20 protein-coding genes and 1 pseudogene are annotated in these 20,887 nt (G+C 64.1%); 7 read left to right on the top strand and 14 right to left on the bottom strand.

Annotated features, from left to right (window positions below; all coding sequences use genetic code 11):
- Window positions 1-349: 349 nt before the first annotated feature.
- Entirely contained in the window at window positions 350-2,989 is a 2,640-nt protein-coding gene (locus V1288_RS15740) for a TIGR02302 family protein (RefSeq protein WP_334357903.1), read from the bottom strand.
- 216 nt (window positions 2,990-3,205) lie between these two features.
- On the opposite strand from V1288_RS15740, the gene V1288_RS15735 reads away from it, so the two are divergent.
- Both V1288_RS15735 and V1288_RS15730 read left to right on the top strand, forming a co-directional pair.
- The gene (locus V1288_RS15735) at window positions 3,206-4,114 is read left to right on the top strand and encodes an NAD(P)-dependent oxidoreductase (RefSeq protein ID WP_334357902.1); all 909 of its coding nucleotides are present in this window, start codon (window positions 3,206-3,208) and stop codon (window positions 4,112-4,114) included.
- Between the two features lie 103 nt (window positions 4,115-4,217).
- Window positions 4,218-5,729 carry a L,D-transpeptidase family protein gene (locus V1288_RS15730; protein ID WP_334357901.1) on the top strand — a complete coding sequence of 504 codons (1,512 nt, stop codon included), beginning with the start codon at window positions 4,218-4,220 and terminating at the stop codon, window positions 5,727-5,729.
- Window positions 5,730-5,819: 90 nt separating this feature from the next.
- On the opposite strand, the gene V1288_RS15725 is transcribed toward V1288_RS15730, so the two are convergent.
- On the bottom strand, window positions 5,820-6,101 hold the full coding sequence (locus V1288_RS15725) for a DUF4167 domain-containing protein (RefSeq protein ID WP_442893957.1): 282 nt from the start codon (window positions 6,099-6,101) through the stop codon (window positions 5,820-5,822).
- A 313-nt stretch (window positions 6,102-6,414) separates the two neighbouring features.
- On the opposite strand from V1288_RS15725, the gene V1288_RS15720 reads away from it, so the two are divergent.
- Window positions 6,415-6,666 (top strand): hypothetical protein, encoded by a 252-nt coding sequence (locus tag V1288_RS15720; RefSeq protein WP_334357900.1) that lies wholly within the window; start codon window positions 6,415-6,417, stop codon window positions 6,664-6,666.
- A gap of 34 nt (window positions 6,667-6,700) precedes the next feature.
- Here the strand turns inward: V1288_RS15720 and lysA are convergent, their stop codons facing one another.
- The 3 genes from lysA to argH form a co-directional block, all read right to left on the bottom strand.
- On the bottom strand, window positions 6,701-7,966 hold the full coding sequence (gene lysA / locus V1288_RS15715) for a diaminopimelate decarboxylase (protein WP_334357899.1): 1,266 nt from the start codon (window positions 7,964-7,966) through the stop codon (window positions 6,701-6,703).
- Window positions 7,967-7,981: 15 nt separating this feature from the next.
- Entirely contained in the window at window positions 7,982-8,248 is a 267-nt protein-coding gene (lptM, locus tag V1288_RS15710) for an LPS translocon maturation chaperone LptM (protein WP_334357898.1), read from the bottom strand.
- Window positions 8,249-8,360: 112 nt separating this feature from the next.
- The gene (argH, locus tag V1288_RS15705) at window positions 8,361-9,758 is read right to left on the bottom strand and encodes an argininosuccinate lyase (protein ID WP_334357897.1); all 1,398 of its coding nucleotides are present in this window, start codon (window positions 9,756-9,758) and stop codon (window positions 8,361-8,363) included.
- A gap of 111 nt (window positions 9,759-9,869) precedes the next feature.
- Between argH and tlpA the strand changes: the two are divergent.
- Window positions 9,870-10,563 (top strand): annotated as a pseudogene (gene tlpA / locus V1288_RS15700) (thiol:disulfide interchange protein TlpA).
- An 86-nt stretch (window positions 10,564-10,649) separates the two neighbouring features.
- Here tlpA and V1288_RS15695 read toward each other — a convergent pair.
- From V1288_RS15695 to V1288_RS15670, 6 genes are all read right to left on the bottom strand, one after another.
- Window positions 10,650-10,838 carry a putative motility protein gene (locus V1288_RS15695; protein WP_334357896.1) on the bottom strand — a complete coding sequence of 63 codons (189 nt, stop codon included), beginning with the start codon at window positions 10,836-10,838 and terminating at the stop codon, window positions 10,650-10,652.
- Window positions 10,839-11,073: 235 nt separating this feature from the next.
- Complete coding sequence (locus V1288_RS15690) at window positions 11,074-11,955, bottom strand: 3-hydroxybutyryl-CoA dehydrogenase (RefSeq protein WP_334361317.1); 882 nt, start codon at window positions 11,953-11,955, stop codon at window positions 11,074-11,076.
- A 165-nt stretch (window positions 11,956-12,120) separates the two neighbouring features.
- Entirely contained in the window at window positions 12,121-13,065 is a 945-nt protein-coding gene (locus V1288_RS15685; RefSeq protein ID WP_334357895.1) for an electron transfer flavoprotein subunit alpha/FixB family protein, read from the bottom strand.
- Window positions 13,065-13,814 carry an electron transfer flavoprotein subunit beta/FixA family protein gene (locus V1288_RS15680; RefSeq protein ID WP_334357894.1) on the bottom strand — a complete coding sequence of 250 codons (750 nt, stop codon included), beginning with the start codon at window positions 13,812-13,814 and terminating at the stop codon, window positions 13,065-13,067. The genes V1288_RS15685 and V1288_RS15680 overlap by 1 nt, the downstream gene beginning before the upstream one ends.
- A 125-nt stretch (window positions 13,815-13,939) precedes the next feature.
- A complete protein-coding gene (locus V1288_RS15675; RefSeq protein ID WP_334357893.1) occupies window positions 13,940-14,512 on the bottom strand; it encodes a cob(I)yrinic acid a,c-diamide adenosyltransferase in 573 nt (190 codons plus the stop codon).
- Between the two features lie 21 nt (window positions 14,513-14,533).
- On the bottom strand, window positions 14,534-14,728 hold the full coding sequence (locus tag V1288_RS15670; RefSeq protein WP_334357892.1) for a twin transmembrane helix small protein: 195 nt from the start codon (window positions 14,726-14,728) through the stop codon (window positions 14,534-14,536).
- 192 nt (window positions 14,729-14,920) lie between these two features.
- Here V1288_RS15670 and V1288_RS15665 point away from each other — a divergent pair, with 192 nt between their 5' ends.
- Window positions 14,921-15,781, top strand: coding sequence for a YihY/virulence factor BrkB family protein (locus V1288_RS15665; RefSeq protein ID WP_442894027.1), 861 nt, complete (start codon window positions 14,921-14,923; stop codon window positions 15,779-15,781).
- On the opposite strand, the gene V1288_RS15660 is transcribed toward V1288_RS15665, so the two are convergent.
- Together V1288_RS15660 and gluQRS are read right to left on the bottom strand one after the other, a co-directional pair.
- The gene (locus V1288_RS15660) at window positions 15,705-16,961 is read right to left on the bottom strand and encodes an ATP-binding protein (protein ID WP_442893955.1); all 1,257 of its coding nucleotides are present in this window, start codon (window positions 16,959-16,961) and stop codon (window positions 15,705-15,707) included. The two genes, V1288_RS15665 and V1288_RS15660, sit on opposite strands and share 77 nt — an antisense overlap.
- A gap of 64 nt (window positions 16,962-17,025) precedes the next feature.
- Complete coding sequence (gene gluQRS, locus V1288_RS15655) at window positions 17,026-17,937, bottom strand: tRNA glutamyl-Q(34) synthetase GluQRS (RefSeq protein WP_334357890.1); 912 nt, start codon at window positions 17,935-17,937, stop codon at window positions 17,026-17,028.
- A gap of 194 nt (window positions 17,938-18,131) precedes the next feature.
- On the opposite strand from gluQRS, the gene V1288_RS15650 reads away from it, so the two are divergent.
- On the top strand, window positions 18,132-18,824 hold the full coding sequence (locus V1288_RS15650; RefSeq protein WP_334357889.1) for a DNA-3-methyladenine glycosylase family protein: 693 nt from the start codon (window positions 18,132-18,134) through the stop codon (window positions 18,822-18,824).
- On the opposite strand, the gene V1288_RS15645 is transcribed toward V1288_RS15650, so the two are convergent.
- Window positions 18,781-19,668 (bottom strand): LysR family transcriptional regulator, encoded by an 888-nt coding sequence (locus V1288_RS15645; protein WP_334357888.1) that lies wholly within the window; start codon window positions 19,666-19,668, stop codon window positions 18,781-18,783. The two genes, V1288_RS15650 and V1288_RS15645, sit on opposite strands and share 44 nt — an antisense overlap.
- Before the next feature lie 207 nt (window positions 19,669-19,875).
- Here V1288_RS15645 and V1288_RS15640 point away from each other — a divergent pair, with 207 nt between their 5' ends.
- Complete coding sequence (locus V1288_RS15640; RefSeq protein WP_334357887.1) at window positions 19,876-20,850, top strand: NAD(P)H-dependent flavin oxidoreductase; 975 nt, start codon at window positions 19,876-19,878, stop codon at window positions 20,848-20,850.
- Window positions 20,851-20,887: the final 37 nt, after the last annotated feature.

Genomic DNA, 20,887 nt, shown 5'->3' with positions numbered 1-20,887 from the left:
GCCACTACCTACTTTTTCAGAAGATGCTTTCGCCACTACCTACTTTTTCGGAACACGCTCCAGAATGTTCCGATCGTATTCAGAGCGTCAAAGAGGCCTCAGAAATTGGTCAAAATCAACAAGGGCCCGTACTGGTGGACGCCTGTACAGTGGACCGCCGGATTTGCGGGATTCTTCGTATCAGCAGCTTTGGCCCACGTTCTGGTCTCACAGGGTTACCTCACGAAAAACTGGGGTACCGTGATCATTGGGGCGGGCCTTTGCGTTCCGGTCGCAATCGTTGGATGGCTACAGGCCAAAAAACGGCGCGGCAGCAACTAGTCCTGATTCACGCCGCTAGTGGCGCCGTTCAATAATCCTTCAACAGCCGCTCGATGTAATCGAGTTCGATCTGCGGGCGGGACGGATCGCCGAGGCGGCGGCGCAGTTCCTCGAGGATCCGGCGCACCCGCTGCACATCGATCTCGCCGGGGATCTTCACCGTATAGTCGTCGGTGAATTCGTTGTGGCGCATCGGCCGCCCGAGCGGATCGGTCGAATTGGCCGCGCCCTGCTGGCGGCCTCTCGGATTGCCGGGGCCGTCGCCCGGCTGGTCGCCGTCACCCTGCTGCATGGCCTCGGCAAGGCTCTGGGCGCCCTTGCGCAGCGCGTCCAGCGCTCTGCCCTGCGAGTCCACCGCGCCGTCGGCATTGCCCTCGCCGAGCCGGCCGGTGGCATCGCCCATCGCGGAATCAGCCTGATCGAGTCCGTCCTCGCCGTCGCCCTGGTCGCCACCCTGGCCCTGCTGGCCCTGTCCCTGTTCGCCGCGCTGGCCTTGTTGGCCCTGCTGGCCCTGTTGACCGCGCTGGCCCGGTCCCATGCCGCGCTTGGCGAGTTCTTCCTGCAATTTCTTCAGCCGGTCGCGCAGGCCCTGCTGGTCCTGCTGCAGGTCGCCCATGCTCTGGTCACCCTGCTTGCCGCGCATGCGGTCGCGCCTGGAATCCTGGCCCTGCTTGTAGGTCTTGTCGCGTAATTGCTGCTGCTTGCGGATCATGTCGCCGAGCTCGTTCAGCGCCTGCTCCATCTCATTGTCGCCGCCCTGGCCGGGCTGCGCCATCTGCAGGTTTTCCAGCATCTGCTGGAGCTGTTCCAGGAGCTGTTTGGCGGCATCCTTGTCGCCGGAGCGCGACATCCGCTCCAGCCGGTCCAGCATGCTTTTGAGATCCTGCTGGCTCAGCATCTTGGTATTGGGATCGAGCGGACGCGCCAATTGCTGCGGATTGTTGCGGAACTGCTCGGCGAGCTGGCGCAGGAAATTGTCCAGCGCGGCCCGCAGATTGTCCGTCAGCTTCTTGATCTCCTCGTCGGTGGCGCCGCGTTCCAGCGCCTGCTTGAGCGCCTCCTGCGCCGCGCGCAACGCCTTGTCGACATCGCTGATGTTGCCGTCCTCGATGGTGACCGCCAGCGCCCACAGGCTGGCGACGACCTCGCGCAGCGCTACGTCGGTGCGCGCCGCCTCCAACTGGCGGGACACGCTGTACAGGCCGAGATAGTGGCCGGCCTCCGGCGTGAACAGTTCAGGCGCGATCATCAACGCATCGAGCGCGGTATAGACCTGCGCATTCTGGTTGGCGTCGAGCGCCAGGATGCGGCGCTGCTCGATCAGGGCGCGCGCCAGCGGTTTTGTGAACAACCGCTCCGGCAGCCGCATATTGAACGGCTCGCTCTTGCCTTCATTGCCGGCCTCGTCCTTGGCCGTGAGCGTCAGCGTCACGTCGGCACCGGCGTAAGGATCTTCGCTGAGGTCCTTCACGGTCTGACCGACGCCGTTGCGGGTGCGCGCATTCGGCAGCACCAGCGGAAACTGCGGCGGCTCGAACAGCGGCCGCGGCTCGGCCTTGTCGGCCTCCTTGTTCTTCCCGTCCTTGCCTTCGTTCTTGCCGTCCTTGTTGGTTTCTTTGGCCGCATCCGCGTTGCGGGCGGCGAATTGCGCGCGCGCTTCGGTGACGCCGTAATCGTCCTCGAGCTTGTAGGACATCTGCAGCGAACCGCGGGCCTGGCGTTCCGGATCCTTGGCGAGTGAAATGCTCGGCGCACGGTCGGGCGTGGCGGCGAAGCGCCACAGCGGCTGGCCGGACGGCGCGCGGACATGGGCGGAGCCGTCGCCGGTGATCTTGAAGTGCCGTTCGTTGGTACCCTTCGGCGCCTGTTCGCCCGGCGCGACCTCGGTCACGCCGCCGCCGACCACGACATCGATGGCGCCGCCGCTGGAACGCACCAGCAGCGTGCTGCCTGACGGCACCGACAGCGGCGCTCCGCTATCGGGCGACGCCGCATCCCGGTTGGCGGACAAAATAACCGGCGGCTTGCCGGTATAGACCGGCGGGGTCACCCAGGCATCGACCCGGACGTTGGCCGGCGCCAGCACGCCGTTCCAGTCGAACGCCGCGGCAATTCGCAGCGCGCGCTCGTCGCCGGCGGCGACATAGGCCGCTGCCAGCATCACCATGACCAGCGCGCGCAGCGCCCAGGGATCGTGGATCGGCAGGCGCGGCGAAGGCAGTCCGGCGCGAATCCGCTTGAGCGAGGCCAGCGTGCGCTCGCGCTGCTCCCGCCACAGCGCCTGCGCGATCGGATCCTTTGTTGAGAGCGTATCGGTCAGCGCGGTCGCCGGGCGGTGGCGAATGCCGGTGCCGCGGTCGAGCCGGCTCAACGCCTCTTCGCGGGTCGGCCAGCGAAACCGCGCGAGCGGGAATAACGCCGCCAGCGCCAGCACGGCAAAGAGACCGATGCCGATCGCGCGTGCAAGGAAAGGCAGCACCAGCCACAAACCGACCCAGGACGCCACCAGGAACAGTCCGACGACGCTCAAAATCCGGGCGAAGCTCGGCCATGCGCGTTCCCACGCAATCGCATATTGCGCCCGTTGCTGAGCCTGCGTGAGCTGAAGCCGTGCGACAGCATCCGGCTCGCGGGCGGTTTTCGTGGGGTCGGGGGACGCGCCGTTCAACAATCTCTCCGGGGTTGCCGACAAGTCAGCCTAGCACAACGGCGGCAATGAGGCACCTGTTCCCGGGGTAACCCACACCCGGAAATACGCATAACACGAAGGCGTGACTGCCGGGCTCTAGCCCCATAACGTCGATCTCGATCCGTAAAAATACGTGAGGAAGCGTCATGCGCGCGACCCGCTGGCTCGCAATGACGAAGTAAAGGAAACAGCACCATGGAAATCGGATTCATCGGCCTCGGGAATATGGGCTTTCCGATGGCGCGCCGCCTGATCGAGGCCGGGCACCAACTCACCGTGTTCGATACGCGGAAGGCAGCGACCGACAAGCTCGTCGCGCTCGGTGCGCAAGCGGCATCGTCGCCCAAGGACGTCGCCGATCGCTGCGAGACCGTGCTGGCGAGCCTGCCGTCGCTGCAGGCTTCACTCGAGGTCGCGACCGGCGCAGGCGGCGTGATGGAAGGCAAGCGCGTCAGACGCTTCGTCGATCTCTCGACCGTCGGCTCGCAGATGGCTACGCGGATTCACGGCCTCTTGGCAAAGAACAACATCGTGCAGATCGACAGCCCGGTGAGCGGCGGCGTCGGCGGCGCCGAGAAGGGAACGCTGGCCGTGATGGTCTCCGGCCCGCGTGCCGACTATGAGGCGGCAAAGCCCGCGCTCGACGTGATCGGGAAAGTGTTCTTCATCGGCGAGAAACCCGGCTCGGCGCAGACGATGAAGCTTGCGAACAACTTCCTCTCCGCGACCGCGATGGTGGCGACCTCGGAAGCCGTGGTGATGGGCGTCAAGGCGGGGCTCGATCCGGCCGTGATGATCGACGTCATTAACGCGGGGTCCGGGCTGAATACCGCCAGCCGCGACAAGTTTCCGCGCTCGGTGCTGCCGCGCAGCTTCGATTTCGGCTTTGCCACCGGCTTGATGGTGAAGGATGTGCGGCTCGCGCTGGAAGAGATGAAGTCGCTGGGGCTATCGATGGAAGTCGCCGAGGCGGTCGGGCGGCTCTGGGAAGTCGTGATCCGCGACGAGGGCGCAGAGTCGGATTTCACCGCCGCCATCAAGCCGATCGAGAAGGCGGCGGGTGTGGTGGTCGGCGGGGCAAAGGGCAGCCACGCGGTGAAATAGCGCCGACGCAGTTCTGGATTGGCAAGTGCGGCCGAATGGCGTTACGTTCTGAACGGACGTGAGCAGAAACTGGCGTTGATCCGATCGATCAGTTGGGACGCGCATGACGTCTCGTTGCGTAAATCCGAAGTGCAGGCAGAACCGGCTGCCGCCCGCCTATCTTGCCGCTACGGCTCTGGCCGTGCTGATCGCGGCGGGAGACCATGCGGTCGCCAGAAGCGGCTCGAGCGAGCGCCAGATCGAGTTCATTCAGTCGCGCAGCGCCGGCGAGCCGATCATGGCCGTCGTTTCGCTCCGCAACCAGCGGATCACCGTCTACGACGCCAAGGGATGGATCCTGCGCGCGCCGGTATCGAGCGGCACGAAGGGACGCGAAACGCCCGCAGGCATCTTCAGCATCATCCAGAAAGTCGAGGAGCATTACTCGAATCTGTATGACGACGCGTTCATGCCGCATATGCAACGCATCACCTGGTCAGGCATCGCACTCCATGGCGGCGTCCTGCCAGGGCGTCCGGCGTCCCATGGCTGTATCCGGCTGCCATTTGACTTCGCCGGACGCCTGTTCGACGCGACCGCGATGGGCATGCGGGTGATCGTGGCGCCAAGCGAAGCGTCGCCCGTTGAGCTCGCCCATCCGCTTCTGTTCCAACCCAAGCCCGGCGCCGCCGCCCTGGCCGCCTCCCGTGCCGCAGAGGCGCAAGAGACGGCGAAGAATGCGGTCAAGGTGAGATTAGCCGCGGTTACCGCGTCCCGTGAGGCCACGCGGGCCACGGCACCGGTGCGCACGGCGGAAAATCTGAAGCTCAGAGCCGAGGTGCAATTGGCGGCCGCCGAGACGGCGCTTGGCTCCGCCGCCTCGCCGGAAGCAAAGGAGCAGGCTGAGGGCGCCAAGGCGCAGGCAGCCGCCAGGCTCGCGGAACTGCAACTGCAATGGGACGCCGCCAAAGCGGATCTGCAACTGAAGCTCGATGCCGTTACGTCTGCGCGGGAAGCCGCCGCCGCGGCGGAGGCTGCGCGATCTGCGGCAGCCGAGGCGGCCCGGCAGATCGCGCGCGAACTCCAGCCGGTATCGGTGTTGATCAGCCGCAAGACCCAGCGGCTTTATGTGCGGCAGGCATTTGAGCCTGTCTTTGATAGTCCGGTCACGATCGCAGATCCCGATCGTCCCATCGGCACGCATGTCTTCACCGCCCTCGAGCGCACGACCGACGACGCCAGGTTGCGATGGAGCGTCGTCTCGTTGCGCGGCGGACACGCGCCGGGCGGCACGGTCGAGCCACAGGTCCGGGCGCATGGGAGCAGTGGTCGCGACGTTGAGCCGGTGCCGACGGACCTGGACAGCGCAAAGGCCGCGCTCGACCGCATCGCCATTCCGCAGGACGTATTGGATCGCATCGTCGGTATTGCGCCGCGATCCTCTCTGATCGTCACGGACGAGCCGTTGAGCTCGGAAACCGGCAAGGGAACGGAATTCGTGGTGCTGTTGAGCGGCGAACCGCAAGGCGGCATCAAGCGGCGGCGACGCAGTCCGGGGAGCGAGTTCCGCTACGCATTCCCACGCAGCCAGCCTTTCGGGCGCTCGCCTTTCGGAAATCCTTTTTTCAACTGGTGAGGCCGTTCATCGGCTCTGTCGTGATGGGTATCGCTTCCGCCTTCGCTGGTTGATGAGCTGCGGCGGACAAGTCGCTCCACCTACGGCACACTAATTCGCATTCTTCGCCATCGACCGGAAATAGTGCTCGGCATGCTGGAAAAAATTCTCCGCCGCGATCCGGTCTCCCCTCAGCGCTTCAGCGCGGGCCAAGGCCAGGTAGCGTTCATAGTTTTTCTCTGCGCTCTGAGCATTCTTCGTCTGAGGGCGAGGGAACCCGGAAGATTCATTTCTTCGGGCGGGCCGCGATCGGCGGTGCAGCGCACCGGCCATAGCTTTCGCATTTGGGCGTGATTGTGCCGTTGCCGGCTTAAGTTCCGAAATGTATTTCATGTTGGTCCATATGCCGCTCCGGCAGAGCCGTGCGACGTTCACTGGAGGAATTGTTCTGCTGCAATCCAGTCGATGGGCCACTGCGGGCGGCGCTCAAACTTCGAGGGCGCGGTATCCGTTCGTGGCTCCAGCGGAGAGCGGTTGCCGAACGAATCCATATCGACTGCGTTTTAGATATGAGCATGGAATGCGATTTCAAGTCGCTGACGAATGAGAATCTTTGGTGAGAATCTTTGGCGAAAACATCCACCCTCGTTTTGCAGCCAGTGCCCATAACGCGGCAGTAGCCAGAACATAACAAGGGAGGTCCGCGATGAGAAAGCCCGTGACGACAACGCCCGAGGAGCCAATACCCAGGAACATCATGCGCGCTGATGTCACGATCACGGAAGGTTTTGGCATGGAGGTCGACGGTCAGACGAAGGCGGTATTCGATACAAAGGAAGCCGCCGAAAAGAAAGCGCGGGAACTCAAAACCAAATTCCCGATGCTTCAGGTCAAGGTCTATGACGCAGCGCAAAGAACGAGTGCGGTGATAACGGCCCAAACAGCCGAAACTGTCTGACGGACGCTTCAGGAGACCATCGAAGCGACAACGCTCACAGCCAGGGCGCCGGCTTATCCATCGCGATCAATTCCTCGACCTCGATGCGCGGGCGCACCACGGCGTACTGGTCGTCCTTGACGAGGACTTCCGGCACTAAAGGCCGCGTATTGTAGAAGCCGGACTGCACCGCGCCGTAGGCGCCGGCGGTCATGATGGCAAGAAGATCGCCGGGCTTCGGTTCGGGCAGGTTGCGGTCGAGCGCGAGATAGTCGCCGGTTTCGCAGACCGGCCCGACCACGTCGGCCGTAATCGTTGGCGCGCCCTTGGCCGACTCGCGAACCGGCAGGATATCATGGTGAGCCTCGTACAGCGTCGGGCGGATCAAATCGTTCATCGCGGCATCGATGATGACGAAGTTCTTGGCCTCGCCCGGCTTCACATAGATGACGCGAGAGACGAGGATGCCGGCGTTGCCGACGATCATCCGGCCCGGCTCGAACATCAGCGTGCATCCGAGATTATGCGTCACCCGCTTGACCATCGCGGCATAGGCCGACGGCAGCGGCGGCGCCTCCTGGTCCGCATGATAGGGAATGCCGAGCCCGCCGCCGAAATCGATATGCTCGATGGTGTGGCCGTCGGCGCGCAGCGTCTGCACGAAATCGGAAAGAATCCGGAACGCGGTCTCCATCTTGCTGAGATCCGTGATCTGGCTGCCGATATGCATGTCGGTGCCGGTCACCTCGATTCCCGGCAGCGTCGCCGCACGGCCATAGACCTCGCGCGCCCGCAGAATCGGAATGCCAAACTTGTTCTCGGACTTGCCGGTGGCGATCTTGGCGTGGGTGCCGGCATCGACGTCCGGATTGACACGCAACGAAATCCGCGCGGTCTTGCCGGTCTCGACCGCGAGTTTCGACAGCAATTCCAGTTCGGGCTCGGATTCGACGTTGATGCAGAGAATATCGGCGGCGAGCGCGGCGCGCAGTTCGGCTTCGGTCTTGCCGACGCCCGAGAAAAGAATCTTGCTCGGCGGAATCCCTGCCGCCAGCGCGCGCTTCAACTCGCCGCCGGACACGACGTCGGCCCCGGCGCCGAGTTTGGCCAGCGTGCGCAGCACCGACTGGTTGGAATTGGCCTTCATGGCGTAGCAGACCAGCGTCTTCTCGCCGGCAAAGGCCTCGGTGAAGACGCGGTAGTGGCGCTCCAGCGTCGCCGTCGAATAGCAATAGAACGGCGTGCCGACGGCATCCGCCAGTTCAGACAGGCTCACGGCCTCGGCGTGGAGCACGCCGTTGCGGTAGTCGAAGTGATTCATGCCTAGTGCCCCGTCTCAGTCCAGCAGCGGATCGAGAACGAATTTCTTCTTGCCGCCCCTGGGCGCGCTGGGGCCTGCCTCGGATCCGTAGGTCGAATTGAAGACGCCGGGCTGCGCGGCGCGCTCGACCTCGGTATCCGATGTGGCCTGGGCCTGCGGCGCCGCCGCGTTCGGCGGCAGGTCGAGCCCGCTCTTGCGTCCGCAGCCCCCCAGCGCGAGCGCAGTCGCGCTCAACAGGATGATGGCCCATCCCGACGATGACGGGCGGTAGTTACTGATCACGACGAAATCCCCAATGCGCACCGCACCATACAAAGATTACCGCAGCCTGGCGAGTGCCGATGGGCCACGGAAACCCAAGAAAAACCTAAGAGATTGCAGCGAAATTTTTTCCTCAGCCCAATTTTTGCTCTTTTTCCAGCCGCTTCAGCCAGGCTTTGGCCTGGATGAGCACGTTCTTCGGCGCGGTGCCGCCATAGCTGGTCCGGCTCTTGACCGAGGCCTCCACCGACAGCACGCGCAGGGCATCGGCCGAAATCTTCGGCTCGACCTCCTGCATCGCCTTGAGCGGCAGTTCATGCAGCGCCACGCCCTGCTTCGAGGCGAGACCAACGATGCGCCCGGTGACGTGATGCGCATCGCGGAACGGCATTTTCAGCGTCCGCACCAGCCAGTCGGCCAGATCGGTGGCAGTGGCATAGCCCTCGCCGGCGGCGGCCTTCATCCTGTTCTCGTCGGGGACGAGATCGATGACCATGCCGGTCATCGCGCGAATCGCGAGCGAGAGCGCGGAAAACGCTTCCATCGCGCCCTGCTTGTCCTCCTGCATGTCCTTTTGATAGGCGAGCGGCAGCCCCTTCATCACGATCAGGAGACCGTTGAGCGCGCCGATCACCCGGCCGGTCTTGGCGCGCACCAGTTCGGCCGCGTCCGGATTGCGCTTCTGCGGCATGATCGAGGAGCCGGTGGTGAACTTGTCGGAGAGCCGCACTAGGCCGACCAGCGGCGAGGTCCAGATCACGATTTCCTCGGCAAACCGCGACATGTGCACGGCCGCGATCGAGGCAGCCGACAGGGTTTCGAGCACGAAGTCGCGGTCCGAGACCGCATCCAGAGAATTGGCCATCGGGCGGTCGAAGCCGAGCGCCCTGGCGGTCGCCGTGCGGTCGATCGGAAACGAGGTTCCGGCCAGCGCCGCAGCCCCAAGCGGCGATTCGTTCAAGCGCTTGCGCGCATCGGCAAAGCGGCCACGGTCGCGCGCGGCCATCTCGACATAGGCGAGCAGATGATGCCCGAAGGTCACCGGCTGTGCGGTCTGCAGATGGGTAAAGCCCGGCATCACGGTCGCGGCGTGTTCCAGTGCGCGGCTGGCCAACGCGTGCTGGAAGGCAGCCAGCGCCGCATCGGTCTCGTCGATGGTGTCGCGGACATAGAGCCGGAAATCGGTCGCCACCTGGTCATTGCGGGAGCGCGCGGTGTGCAGCCGTCCGGCGGCGGGCCCGATCAATTCGGCAAGCCGGCTCTCGACATTCATATGGATGTCCTCGAGCGCGCGCTTGAAATCGAAGGAGCCCTTGCCGATTTCTGACAAAATCGTGTCTAGACCCTTGGCGACATTTTTCGCATCACTCGCAGTGATAATGCCTTGCGCGGCCAGCATCGCCGCGTGGGCCTTGGACGCGGCGATGTCCTGGGCATAGAGGTGACGGTCGACGTCGATCGAGACGTTGATTTCCTCCATGATCGCATCGGGACGCTCGGTGAACCGGCCGCCCCACATCTTGTTGCTCATGACTTCTCAGGCCCTGCCATCTATATCGTCGAACCGGCTGCGAAACGCCGTGCCGGTTTCGGCCGTAACTCGACCGTAACATGCGCCCTGCATAGCCGTATCTGATACAGGATGACAAACGATATGCCCGAAATGCCCCCGTCCCGCCCGGCCACGAGACGCCGGACCCCGCTCGCCATCGGTGCAGTGGCGGCTGTGGGCGTGATCGGATTGGGCGCGTTTTACGGGTTCGGCGGCTTCAGGCGCGGCGCCGGCGGCGATCCCTCCTGTGCGGGCGCCGTCGAACTGGCCCGCAAGATCGGACCGCTGGCGCATGGCGAGGTGGCCGCGCTGACCATGGCGACGACCCCGCTGCGGCTGCCCGATCTCGCCTTCGAGGACGCCGAGGGCAAGCCGCGAAAGCTGTCGGAATGGCGCGGCAAGACCGTGCTGGTGAACCTGTGGGCCACCTGGTGCGTCCCCTGTCGTAAAGAGATGCCGGCGCTCGACAGCCTGCAGACCAAGCTCGCTCGGGGGCAAGGATTTCGAGGTGGTCGCCATCAATATCGACACCCGCGACCCCGATAAGCCCCGAAACTTCCTGAAAGAGGCCAATCTGACCAGGCTCAGCTATTTCGCCGACGCAAAGGCCAAGGTTTTTCAGGATCTTAAGGGGATAGGCAAGGCTTTGGGCATGCCGACCTCGGTGCTGGTCGACGCCCAGGGCTGCGAAATCGCCAACCTTGCCGGGCCCGCCGAATGGGCCAGCGACGACGCCATCAAACTGATCAAGGCCGCCATGCAGCCGGTGAAAGCGGGGTCCTAGGAAATTGTGCCCACTGAGCCGCGTAAACGTCTGCGATGGTGGGCACGGCGCAAGTGCGCCTTTGCCCACGCTACCGGACGATAATTTCAGGCCGCAATATTGAGATTGCCGCCGATGCCGGGAGCGAGATTGGCCGTCGAGGGCGTGCCCAGCAGGGTCTGAACCGCGGCCTTCTCCGCATCCGCGTTCTGCTTGATGATCGAGGTCTGGATCTGCTGCTGCGTGCCCGCCGCCTGCATCGCCAGCATGCTCGAAACCATAGCCATCATATCCATACGCCGCACTCCCAACACTTGAGGGCACCCTATCCGGGCACCGGTTAACGAATTCTGGAGATAAGCCGGAAACGGGAAAAAACCGAGGCCGCAACCCTCGGAGTCATGGGCGGGCTTGACCCGCGCATCCATCGCGCTTCCCAAGGAGCGTTTTCAAAAACGACGGATTGCCGGGTCATAGGCGAGCGGAAGCGACGCCGTCCTTCAGACGGCTATGCCCGGCAATGACGGGAAATCAGCGCGTCGGGACTGGCTTGTCGCCGCGGTAATCGTAGAAGCCGCGCTGCGTCTTGCGACCGAGCCAGCCGGCCTCGACATATTTCACCAGCAGCGGGCACGGCCGGTATTTCGAATCCGCCAGCCCCTCGTGCAGCACCTGCATGATCGACAGACAGGTATCCAGCCCGATGAAATCGGCGAGTTCCAAAGGCCCCATCGGGTGATGCGCGCCGAGCTTCATGGCGGCGTCGATCGCCTCGACGTTCCCGACGCCCTCATAGAGCGTGTAGATCGCCTCGTTGATCATCGGCAGCAGGATGCGGTTGACGATGAAGGCCGGGAAATCCTCCGATACCGCGATCTGCTTGCCTACTCTGCCGACAAATTCCTTTGCCGTTTCGAAGGTGGAATCGTCGGTGGCGATGCCGCGGATCAGTTCGACCAGTTCCATCGCCGGCACCGGATTCATGAAATGAATGCCGATGAAGTGCTCGGGGCGGTCGGTCGAGGCGGCGAGCCGCGTGATCGAGATCGACGAGGAGTTGGTAGCGATGATCGCTTCCGGCTTCAGCACCGCGCAGAGCTCGTGAAAGATCTTGCGCTTGACCTCTTCCTTCTCGACCGCGGTCTCGATCACGAGATCGCAGTCCGCCAAGCCATCCAACGTCTCGGTGGAAGTGATCCGCACCAGCGCCTGCTTGCGGTCGTCCTCGGTGATGGCCTTCTTCGCGACCTGACGCGACAGATGGCCGTTGATGGTCGCCATCGCCGACTTCAGCCGTTCATCGGACACATCGTTGAGCACCACGTCGAAGCCGGCGAGCGCCGCCACATGCGCAATGCCGTTGCCCATCTGGCCCGAGCCGATCACGCCGACCTTCTTGATTGTCACCGCCATCTTGTCATCCACCGGAACGGCGCGCACATCGCGCCTGTTCATCCCCTGGTCCTGGTCTTTGGCACGTTTTCTTCACGCGAAGGCCAAAATCCACTTCGCTTGAAAACGCTCTAGCATAAAACACCGGCCGGATGTTGCGCATCCGGCCGTCGTTTATCGCTGTGGTTACTTTCCGAGCTTGCCGAGCGCTTCGGTCAGCTCAGGAACCGCCTGATAGAGGTCCGCGACCAGGCCATAATCGGCAACCTGGAAGATCGGCGCGTCTTCATCCTTGTTGATCGCAACGATTACCTTGGAATCCTTCATGCCGGCGAGATGCTGGATCGCGCCGGAGATGCCGATCGCGACATATAGTTCCGGAGCGACCACCTTGCCGGTCTGGCCGACCTGCCAGTCGTTGGGCGCATAGCCGGCATCGACGGCGGCGCGCGAAGCGCCGACGCCAGCGCCGAGCTTGTCGGCGAGCGGCTCGATATATTTGGCAAAATTCTCGCGGCTCTGCATGGCGCGGCCGCCGGAAACGATGATCTTGGCCGAGGTCAGTTCCGGACGGTCGCTTTTCGCAACCTCCTCGCCGACGAAGCTGGAGAGGCCCGGATCGGCCGCCGCAGCGGCGTTTTCGACCGGCGCGCTGCCGCCGTCGCCGGCCGCGGCAAAGGTCGAGGTCCGCACCGTGATGACCTTCTTGGCGTCCTTCGACTTCACCGTCTGGATCGCGTTGCCGGCATAGATCGGCCGCTCGAAGGTATCCGGCGACACCACCTTGATGATCTCCGAAACCTGCATCACGTCGAGCAGCGCTGCGACGCGCGGCATCACGTTCTTGAAACGCGAGGTCGCGGGTGCGACGAAGGCGTCGTAGGAAGGCGCTAGCGACACGATCAGCGCGGCCAGCGGCTCGGCGAGATCGTGGGCATAGGCGGCGTTGTCGGCGAGCAGCACCTTCTTGACGCCGGCAAGCTTGGCTGCGGTATCGGCCGCCGTCTTGGCGTTCTCGCCGGCGACCAGCACGTGCACGTCTGCGCCAAGCGCTGCGGCTGCCGTCAGCGCCTTGTTGGTGGCGTCCTTGATCGACGCATTGTCGTGTTCGGCAATCAGTAGCGTCGTCATCAGAGAACCCCGGCTTCGGTCTTGAGTTTCGTTACCAGCTCAGCGACGTCCTTGACCTTGACGCCGCCCTTGCGGCCGGGCGGTTCCGCGGTCTTGAGCACTTCGAGATGCGGCGTGAGATCGACGCCGTAATCGGACGCGCTCTTGTCGTCGATCGGCTTCTTCTTCGCCTTCATGATGTTGGGCAGCGACGCGTAGCGCGGCTCGTTCAGCCGCAGGTCGGTGGTGACGATCGCCGGTCCCTTCAGCTTCACGGTCTGCAGGCCGCCGTCGACCTCGCGCGTGACGTTGAAGTCGGCGCCATCAACTTCGAGCTTGGAGGCAAAGGTCGCCTGCGACCATCCGAGCAGGGCCGCCAGCATCTGGCCGGTCTGGTTCGAGTCGTCGTCGATCGCCTGCTTGCCGAGAATGACGAGCCCGGGCTTTTCCGCTTCCGCGACGGCTTTCAGAATCTTGGCGACCGCCAACGGCTCCACATTACCTTCGGCCTTGACGAGGATGCCGCGGTCGGCGCCCATGGCAAGACCGGTCCGGATCGTCTCCGAGGCCTGCGCCGGGCCGATCGATACCACCACCACTTCGGTCGCCTTGCCGGCTTCCTTCAGCCGCAGCGCTTCCTCGACGGCGATTTCGTCGAACGGATTCATCGACATCTTCACGTTGGCCAGTTCCACGCCCGTTCCGTCGCTCTTGACGCGGACCTTGACGTTGAAGTCGACCACCCGCTTTACCGGCACAAGAACCTTCATCGATCCTCTTTCGCTTGAATTCTGGGGTTTGATTGGCTTGTTATGGCTTGGGCGCGGAACCTAAAGGTCCCGCTATCGGCGGTCAACGCGCGAAAGCCAAAAATCAGCCCCCGGACAGGCCTACCTTAACGGTTCTGACCGGGCACCCACAACACGTCTCCGGCCCCATTATCGTTCATGGCGCGGCTGGCGACGAACAGAAAATCCGACAGGCGGTTCATATAGTGAATGGCAGCCTCGCTGACCGGCTCCTCAGGATTGGCGGCGAGTTCCACAATGATCCGTTCCGCCCTGCGGCATATGGTGCGGGCGAGATGCAGATATCCGGCAGCGGGGGTGCCGCCCGGCAGGACAAAGGAGGTCAGGGGCGCGAGATGCTCGTTCAAGCTGTCGATGTCGCGCTCGAGCCGTTCGACCTGGCTTGCCAGCATCCGCAGACGCTCCGCCTTGCCGTCGCGCTGAGGCACTGCGAGGTCGGCGCCGAGATCGAACAGGTCGTTCTGGATCCGGCCCAACATCGCATCAAGCTCGCGCGCCTCGCCGAGGTGCAGCCGCACCACGCCGATGGCGGCGTTGGTCTCGTCCACCGTGCCGTAGGCCGCGATGCGCAGATCATATTTCGGCCGGCGTTCGCCGCTGCCGAGCGCCGTGGTGCCGTCGTCGCCGGTCTTCGTATAGATGCGGTTGAGCACGACCATTGGCGCTTCCCCTTTCCTGCCCTATTTGCCCATCGCCCAGACCGCGACCATGGTGATGACGATGGCGATGAACTGCAGCAACACCCGAAGCCGCATCAGGTTCTGCGAGCGGCTCGGCGAGCCGCCGCGCATCATGTTGACGAGGCCGAGCAGCAGCACGATAGCCACGGCCGCAACCGCGATCGGGAGGACGATCGAACTCAGAAAGGATGCCATCGTCGCTACATAACACTGCGAAGCGCCGACTTCCACACGTTCACAATCCCTCGCACAACGCCTTGTGCGGCCGCTCGACGATCTGGCTTTTAGGCCAATAATATCAGATGCTAGCACAAACTTACGACCGGGACCTTCGTAGCCAGATCGGGGTAAGATGTGAGGTTCATTCGCTTCGTCTACCTCGTCGTGATGGAGGCGTTTTATACGTTCCTTGCCGATGACGGCTGGGCGATCGCAAGCCATATCGCGCTGTCGACGCTGATGGCGCTGTTCCCGTTCCTGATCGTGCTGACGTCGCTGGCCGGCTTTTTCGGCTCCAAGGAGCTCGCCGACGGCGCCGTAGGACTGCTGCTGCAGACCTGGCCGCAGCAGGTCGCGGACGCGCTGGCAGACGAAATCCACGATGTGCTGACTACGACGCGCGGCGACATCCTGACCGTCGGCGCGGTGCTCGCGGTGTATTTCGCCTCCAACGGCGTCGAGGCGCTGCGGGTCGCGCTGAACCGCGCCTATTCGGTGGTCGAGCCGCGGGCGTGGTACTGGCTGCGGCTGGAATCGATCGGCTATACGCTGGTCGCCGCCGTTACGTCGCTCTTGATGGCGTTCCTGATCGTGCTCGGCCCGCTGATCCTCGAAACGGCACGCCGCCATATTCCGTTCTTCGTCGAGAACAATGAAAGCATGCTCACTTTCGCCCGCTACGGTATCACGATCACGGCGATGACGGTGGCGCTGTTCGTGCTGCATGCCTGGCTGCCTTGCGGCCGGCGGAGTTTCCTGCAGATCCTGCCGGGCATCGTCTTTACGATGGTGGCATCGCTGATCTCTGGCGTGGTTTTCGGTCAGTATCTGGCGCGCTTCGCCAGTAATTACGTGACGATGTATGCGGGGCTTGCCTCGGTCATCATCGCGCTGGTGTTTCTGTATTTCATTTCCGCGATTTTCGTTTACGGCGGCGAATTGAATGCGGCCATCATGAAGTCGCAGTTGCCGAAGGGGATGTCGCTTCATGCAGCGCAGTCGCGAGAGCGCGCGGAGACACAGGCTTGACCAGAAAGATATCAGCGCCGGCGGCGCGCGCCGCCGCTTCGTCCTCGCTGCGGCCGGAGATGCCGATGATCGGAATACCCCCGAGCGGCGCCTGAAGCGCGCGAATGCGCCGGATCGCTTCGATGCCGTTGATTCCCGGCAAGACCATATCCATCAGCACCGCATTGAATGCGCCTTGCGCAAGCCGCTCGGGCGCCGCCTCGCCCTGGCCGATGAACTCGGCCTGATGACCGAGCTCGGTCAGGATCGCGTTGAGCACGACGCGGCCGAACGGATTGTCCTCGACACTGAGTAGGCGCAACGACCGCTGGGAACTGATCGACACCTCGCCATCGGTGCCGGACGCTGCCGTCACCGCGTCATTTGCCGGTGACATCACGACATTGAGGGTAAAGATGGTGCCGCCGCCGCGGCGTTGAGTCACGGTGATGTCGCCGCCCATCGCGCGCGCCAATTGCTTGACTGACGACAATCCGAGCCCGGCGCCGCCGAAGCGCGATGCGATGGAGACATTGGCCTGCGAGAAAGGCCGGAACAGGCGCTTGACCTCGCTCAGCGTCAGGCCAATCCCGCTGTCGGAGACCACGAATCCGACGGCGATCCTGCCTTTCGGGCGGCGCGCGGCCGTGACCTGCAGCGCAACGCTGCCCTGTTCGGTGAATTTCACTGCATTGTCGATCAGGTTCTCTACCGCGGCGCGCAGACGAACGGGATCGCCGATCGCAAATCCCGGCAGTTTTTCGGAAATAACGACCGAGGATTGCAGCCCCTTGGCCGCCGCGCGGCCGCTCAGCGAATCGCCAGCATTGCGCGCGAGCGTGCGAAGGTCGAAAAAATCCTGCCGCACCTCGAGCCCGGGACCGCCGCTGCGCGCCGCATCGACGAACAGGGTCGCAAGGCTCGCCAGATGCTCCGCGCCCGCCTTGATGGTGTCGACCCAGCGCCGTTCGCGCTCATCGAGCTCCGAGGTCGCGAGCAGATTGCTGATCGCCAGAATGCCGGTGAGCGGGGTACGGACCTCATGCGCAAAGGCCGCCAGCGCGGTCTCGACCATGCCGGTGGCGGCGACGGCGGACTTGCGCGCACCGCGCGCCTTTGGCGCGGCGCTGGATACGCGCTTTTTCGCTCGCCGCTTCTTGACTGGCCGTGTGATGCGCCGTGAGCGCCGCTTTGCCGTCATGGTCCCCCTTCCTCTGCCGCGACCAGCATGACACGCGATGACGGCCAGTGTCACGGAGACGTTTTCAACAACCCCCAGTAGTATTACGCGAGTGGTCGGGCAGACCGACGAGGCTGCGAATATCGGCGGGTGAGACACTCTGCCCACGCAATTCGCGCAAGGCCGTGGCTTGCGTCGATTTCGAGAGCTTGTGTCCCGACGCATCTTTGATGAGCCGGTGATGCTGATAAACCGGTTGCGGGATACCGAGCAAGTGCTGCAACAAGAGGTGCACGCTCGTCGACCAGAACAGGTCCCTGCCGCGCACCACGTCGGTCACGCCCTGCAACGCGTCGTCGATCACCACGGACAGATGATAGCTGGTCGGCGTCTCCTTGCGCGCGAGAACGACATCGCCCCAGTCTTCCGGGTGCGCGCGCACGACGCCGGTCTCACCGTCAGGACCTTCGCCATGCTCGGTCCAGATGAGTTGATTCGTGAGTTGATTCGCGCGTCCAAGCGCCGCCGCCATGTCGAGCCGCAGCGCATAAGGTGCGCCTTGCGCGATCAGCCGGCTGCGTTGGTCCGCCGACAGCGACTTCGCGGCGCCCGGATAGAGCGGCGCCCCGTCGGGATCGCGCGGCCAGGGCGCGCCGGCTTCGCGTTGCGCCACGAGACGGGCGATTTCAGCACGGCTCTCGAAGCTCGGATAGATCAGGCCTTGCGCCGACAATGCTTCGACCGTCTCCCGATAGCGCGCAAAATGTTCCGATTGCCGCCGCACCGGCGTTTCCCAGGATATCCCCAGCCAGGCGAGGTCTTCGTAGATCGCCGCCTCGAATTCCGGCCGGCAGCGCGTCGCATCGATGTCCTCGATCCGCAGCAGGAATCTTCCGCCGGCCCGACGCGCCAAGTCGAAATTCAGCAGCGCCGAATAGGCGTGGCCGAGATGGAGGTAGCCGTTCGGGCTCGGGGCAAATCGGAAAACGGGTGGCATGATCCTCCAAACACTCGTCATTGCCGGGCTTGCCGTCTTCGCTGAAGCTTCGCCGGCCTAACACTGGGGCGCCCGGCGAAGCCTTGGTGTAGCCGGGACCCGGCAATCCATCGTGCAAGAGCCTTTTACGATATAAGATGGATGCGCGGATCAAGCCCGCGATGACGATCCAGTGAGTCGATAACATTCCGTAAATGACCATCCACCTCAACAGCCAGTCCGACCTCGAAGACGCCGTCCTCGCACTGGTCAAGCAGGACGTGCGGCTGAAACCCATCCTCGAGATGACGGGCATGCCGGCGCTACGGCAGCGCGAGCCGGGCTTCGCCGGGCTGGCGGCGATCGTATGCGGCCAGCAACTATCGACCGCGAGTGCCGGCGCGATCTGGGCGCGGCTGACGGCGGCGTTCGATCCGTTCGATCACGAGGTCATCCGCAAGGCCCGCGCCGACCGCCTCGGCCGGCTGGGGCTTTCGGCCGCCAAGATCAAGACGCTGAAAAATATCGCCCGCGAACTGGCCGCGGAACGGCTGAACCTCGACGTGCTGGCGGAAGAAGACGCCGACGCCGCGCACCACACGCTGACGGCGCTGCACGGCATCGGCCCGTGGACCGCCGACGTCTACCTGCTGTTCTGCCTCGGCCATGGCGACGCCTGGCCGGCGGGCGACATCGCCATACAGGAAGCGATCAAGATCGGGCTTGGCCTGCAGACCCGCCCTAACGCCAAGCAGATGGCACCACTGGCAGAGCCGTGGCGCCCGCTGCGCGGCGCGGCGGCGCATCTGTGGTGGAGCTATTATCGGGTGCTGAAAAAGCGCGAGGGCGTGCTTCCCGACAAACTCATCCCCGCAGTCGTACCCGATCCTCGCGCGCGGAAGCCGTGACGAAATCGATCACGGCGCGTACCGCGGGGAGTTCGACCAGATCGGGATGCGCGAGCAGCCAGAGGTCGGCCACGCTGGCGAGCTTCTGTGGGGCGACGCGGACGAGATCCGGATAGGCGGCCGCGACAAAGCACGACAGCGTTGAAATCCCAAGGCCCGCGCGCGCCGCGGCGAGCATGTCGCCTTGCGACGAGCAACGCATCACCATCGAGCCCTGCCGCGTGATCGCATCGCTCCAGCGCGCCAGACGCTCGTTCGACAATCGGTCGGCGAAGCCGATGACGCTGTGCCCCTTCCATTCGTCGCGCCGTTCGGGGAGCCGCCGCCGCGCGGCGTAATCCCGCGAGGCGTAGAAGCCGGTGCCGAGCCGGCCGACTTTGCGCCCGATCAAATTCTCCTCGCCGCTATCGACCGGGCGCAGCACGACATCGGCCTCGCGGCGGCGCACGCTGGCCGGATAGGGATGGGTGATGATCTCAAGCTGGATATGGTCATGCGCGCGCAGGAACGGACCGAGCCGCGGCATCAGCCAGTGCGAGGCAAGCGTCGAACCAATCGACAGTTTCACAACGCCCCTCGCCTGCGCGCCGGTCGCCGAAACCGCCGCTTCGGCGCGCAACGCCGCCGCCGCCATCGCCTCGACATGCTCGTGAAATTTCCGGCCCTGCGCGGTCAGCGACAGGCCGTCGTTGGATCGCGCGAACAGCGGAATGCCGAGCTGGCCCTCCAGCTCGGCGACCTTGCGGCCGACCGTCGGATGGCTGGAGCGCAAGCGCCGCGCGGCGGCGGCGAAGCTGCGGGTCTCGGCCACCGCGACAAAGGTCTTGCACAGGTCCCAGTCCATCGGCTCCTCCGCCGCGCCGCCGCAGCTCTGTTCATTCCTGACGAGTTTCCTGTTCAATATTGAACGGCCGAGGCCTCCCGTCCAGTCCTATAATGAACGGCAATAAGTGCAGGGCCAGCGGCTTCGCCCGGCCCGACGCTCGCAAATCAACAGCAACAGACGCGCTCCGGACGTTACCGGCCTTGCGCGATCAAGGGAGGAAACCGAATGCCGTTGCCCGCTTCGCTTGCCGATTCGCTCGAACTGCCGGTGGTCGGCTCGCCGCTGTTCATCGTCTCCGGTCCGGAACTCGTGATCGCCCAGTGCAAGGCCGGCATCGTCGGCTCGTTCCCGGCGCTGAACGCCCGTCCCGTGGAGAAACTCGACGAGTGGCTGAGCCGAATCGAGAGCGAGCTTGGCGAGTACAAGGCGTTGCATCCGGAGAAGAAGGTCGCGCCCTATGCGGTCAACCAGATCTGCCACGCTTCCAACGACCGGCTGATGAAGGATATGGAGACCTGCGTGAAGCACCAGGTTCCGATCATCATCACCTCGCTGCGGCCGCCGATCGAAATCGTCGAGGCCGCGCATTCCTATGGCGGCGTGGTTTTCCATGACGTGATCAACGTCAAGCATGCGCGGAAAGCCGCCGAGCACGGCGTCGACGGCCTCATTCTGGTTTGCGCCGGCGCCGGCGGACATGCCGGCACGCTGTCGCCGTTCGCGCTGCTGCGCGAGGTGAAGCAATGGTTCAAGGGGACAGTCCTGCTGTCGGGCGCGATTTCCGATGGCTGGAGCATTGCATCGGCGCTCGCGCTCGGCGCCGACATGGCCTACATGGGCACGCGCTTCATTGCGACCGCGGAAGCCAACGCCGATGCGGCCTACAAGGCCGCGCTGACTAAACATGCGGCCGAGGACATCGTCTATTCCAACCTGTTCACCGGCGTGCACGGCAATTATCTCGGCCCCTCGATCGTGGCCGCTGGCCTCGATCCCGCCAATCTGCCGCAAAGCGACAAGTCGAAGATGAATTTCGGCTCCGGCGGCAATACCAAGGCCAAGGCGTGGCGCGACATCTGGGGCTCCGGCCAGGGCATCGGCCAGATTGCGGATGCGCCGCCGGTCGCCGAACTGGTCGAGCGGTTGAAGTCCGAATTCACCGAGGCTCGCAGTGACTTTCTCAACCGAGCGCGCGCCTAAGACGCGACGGTTTCCAACAGCCAATCGAATAAAACAA

Source organism: Bradyrhizobium sp. AZCC 2176 (genome assembly GCF_036924645.1).
In the GTDB taxonomy this organism is placed as follows: domain Bacteria; phylum Pseudomonadota; class Alphaproteobacteria; order Rhizobiales; family Xanthobacteraceae; genus Bradyrhizobium.
Note: the sequence above shows the minus strand (reverse complement) of the source record. Positions and strands in the feature narration are given on the sequence as shown.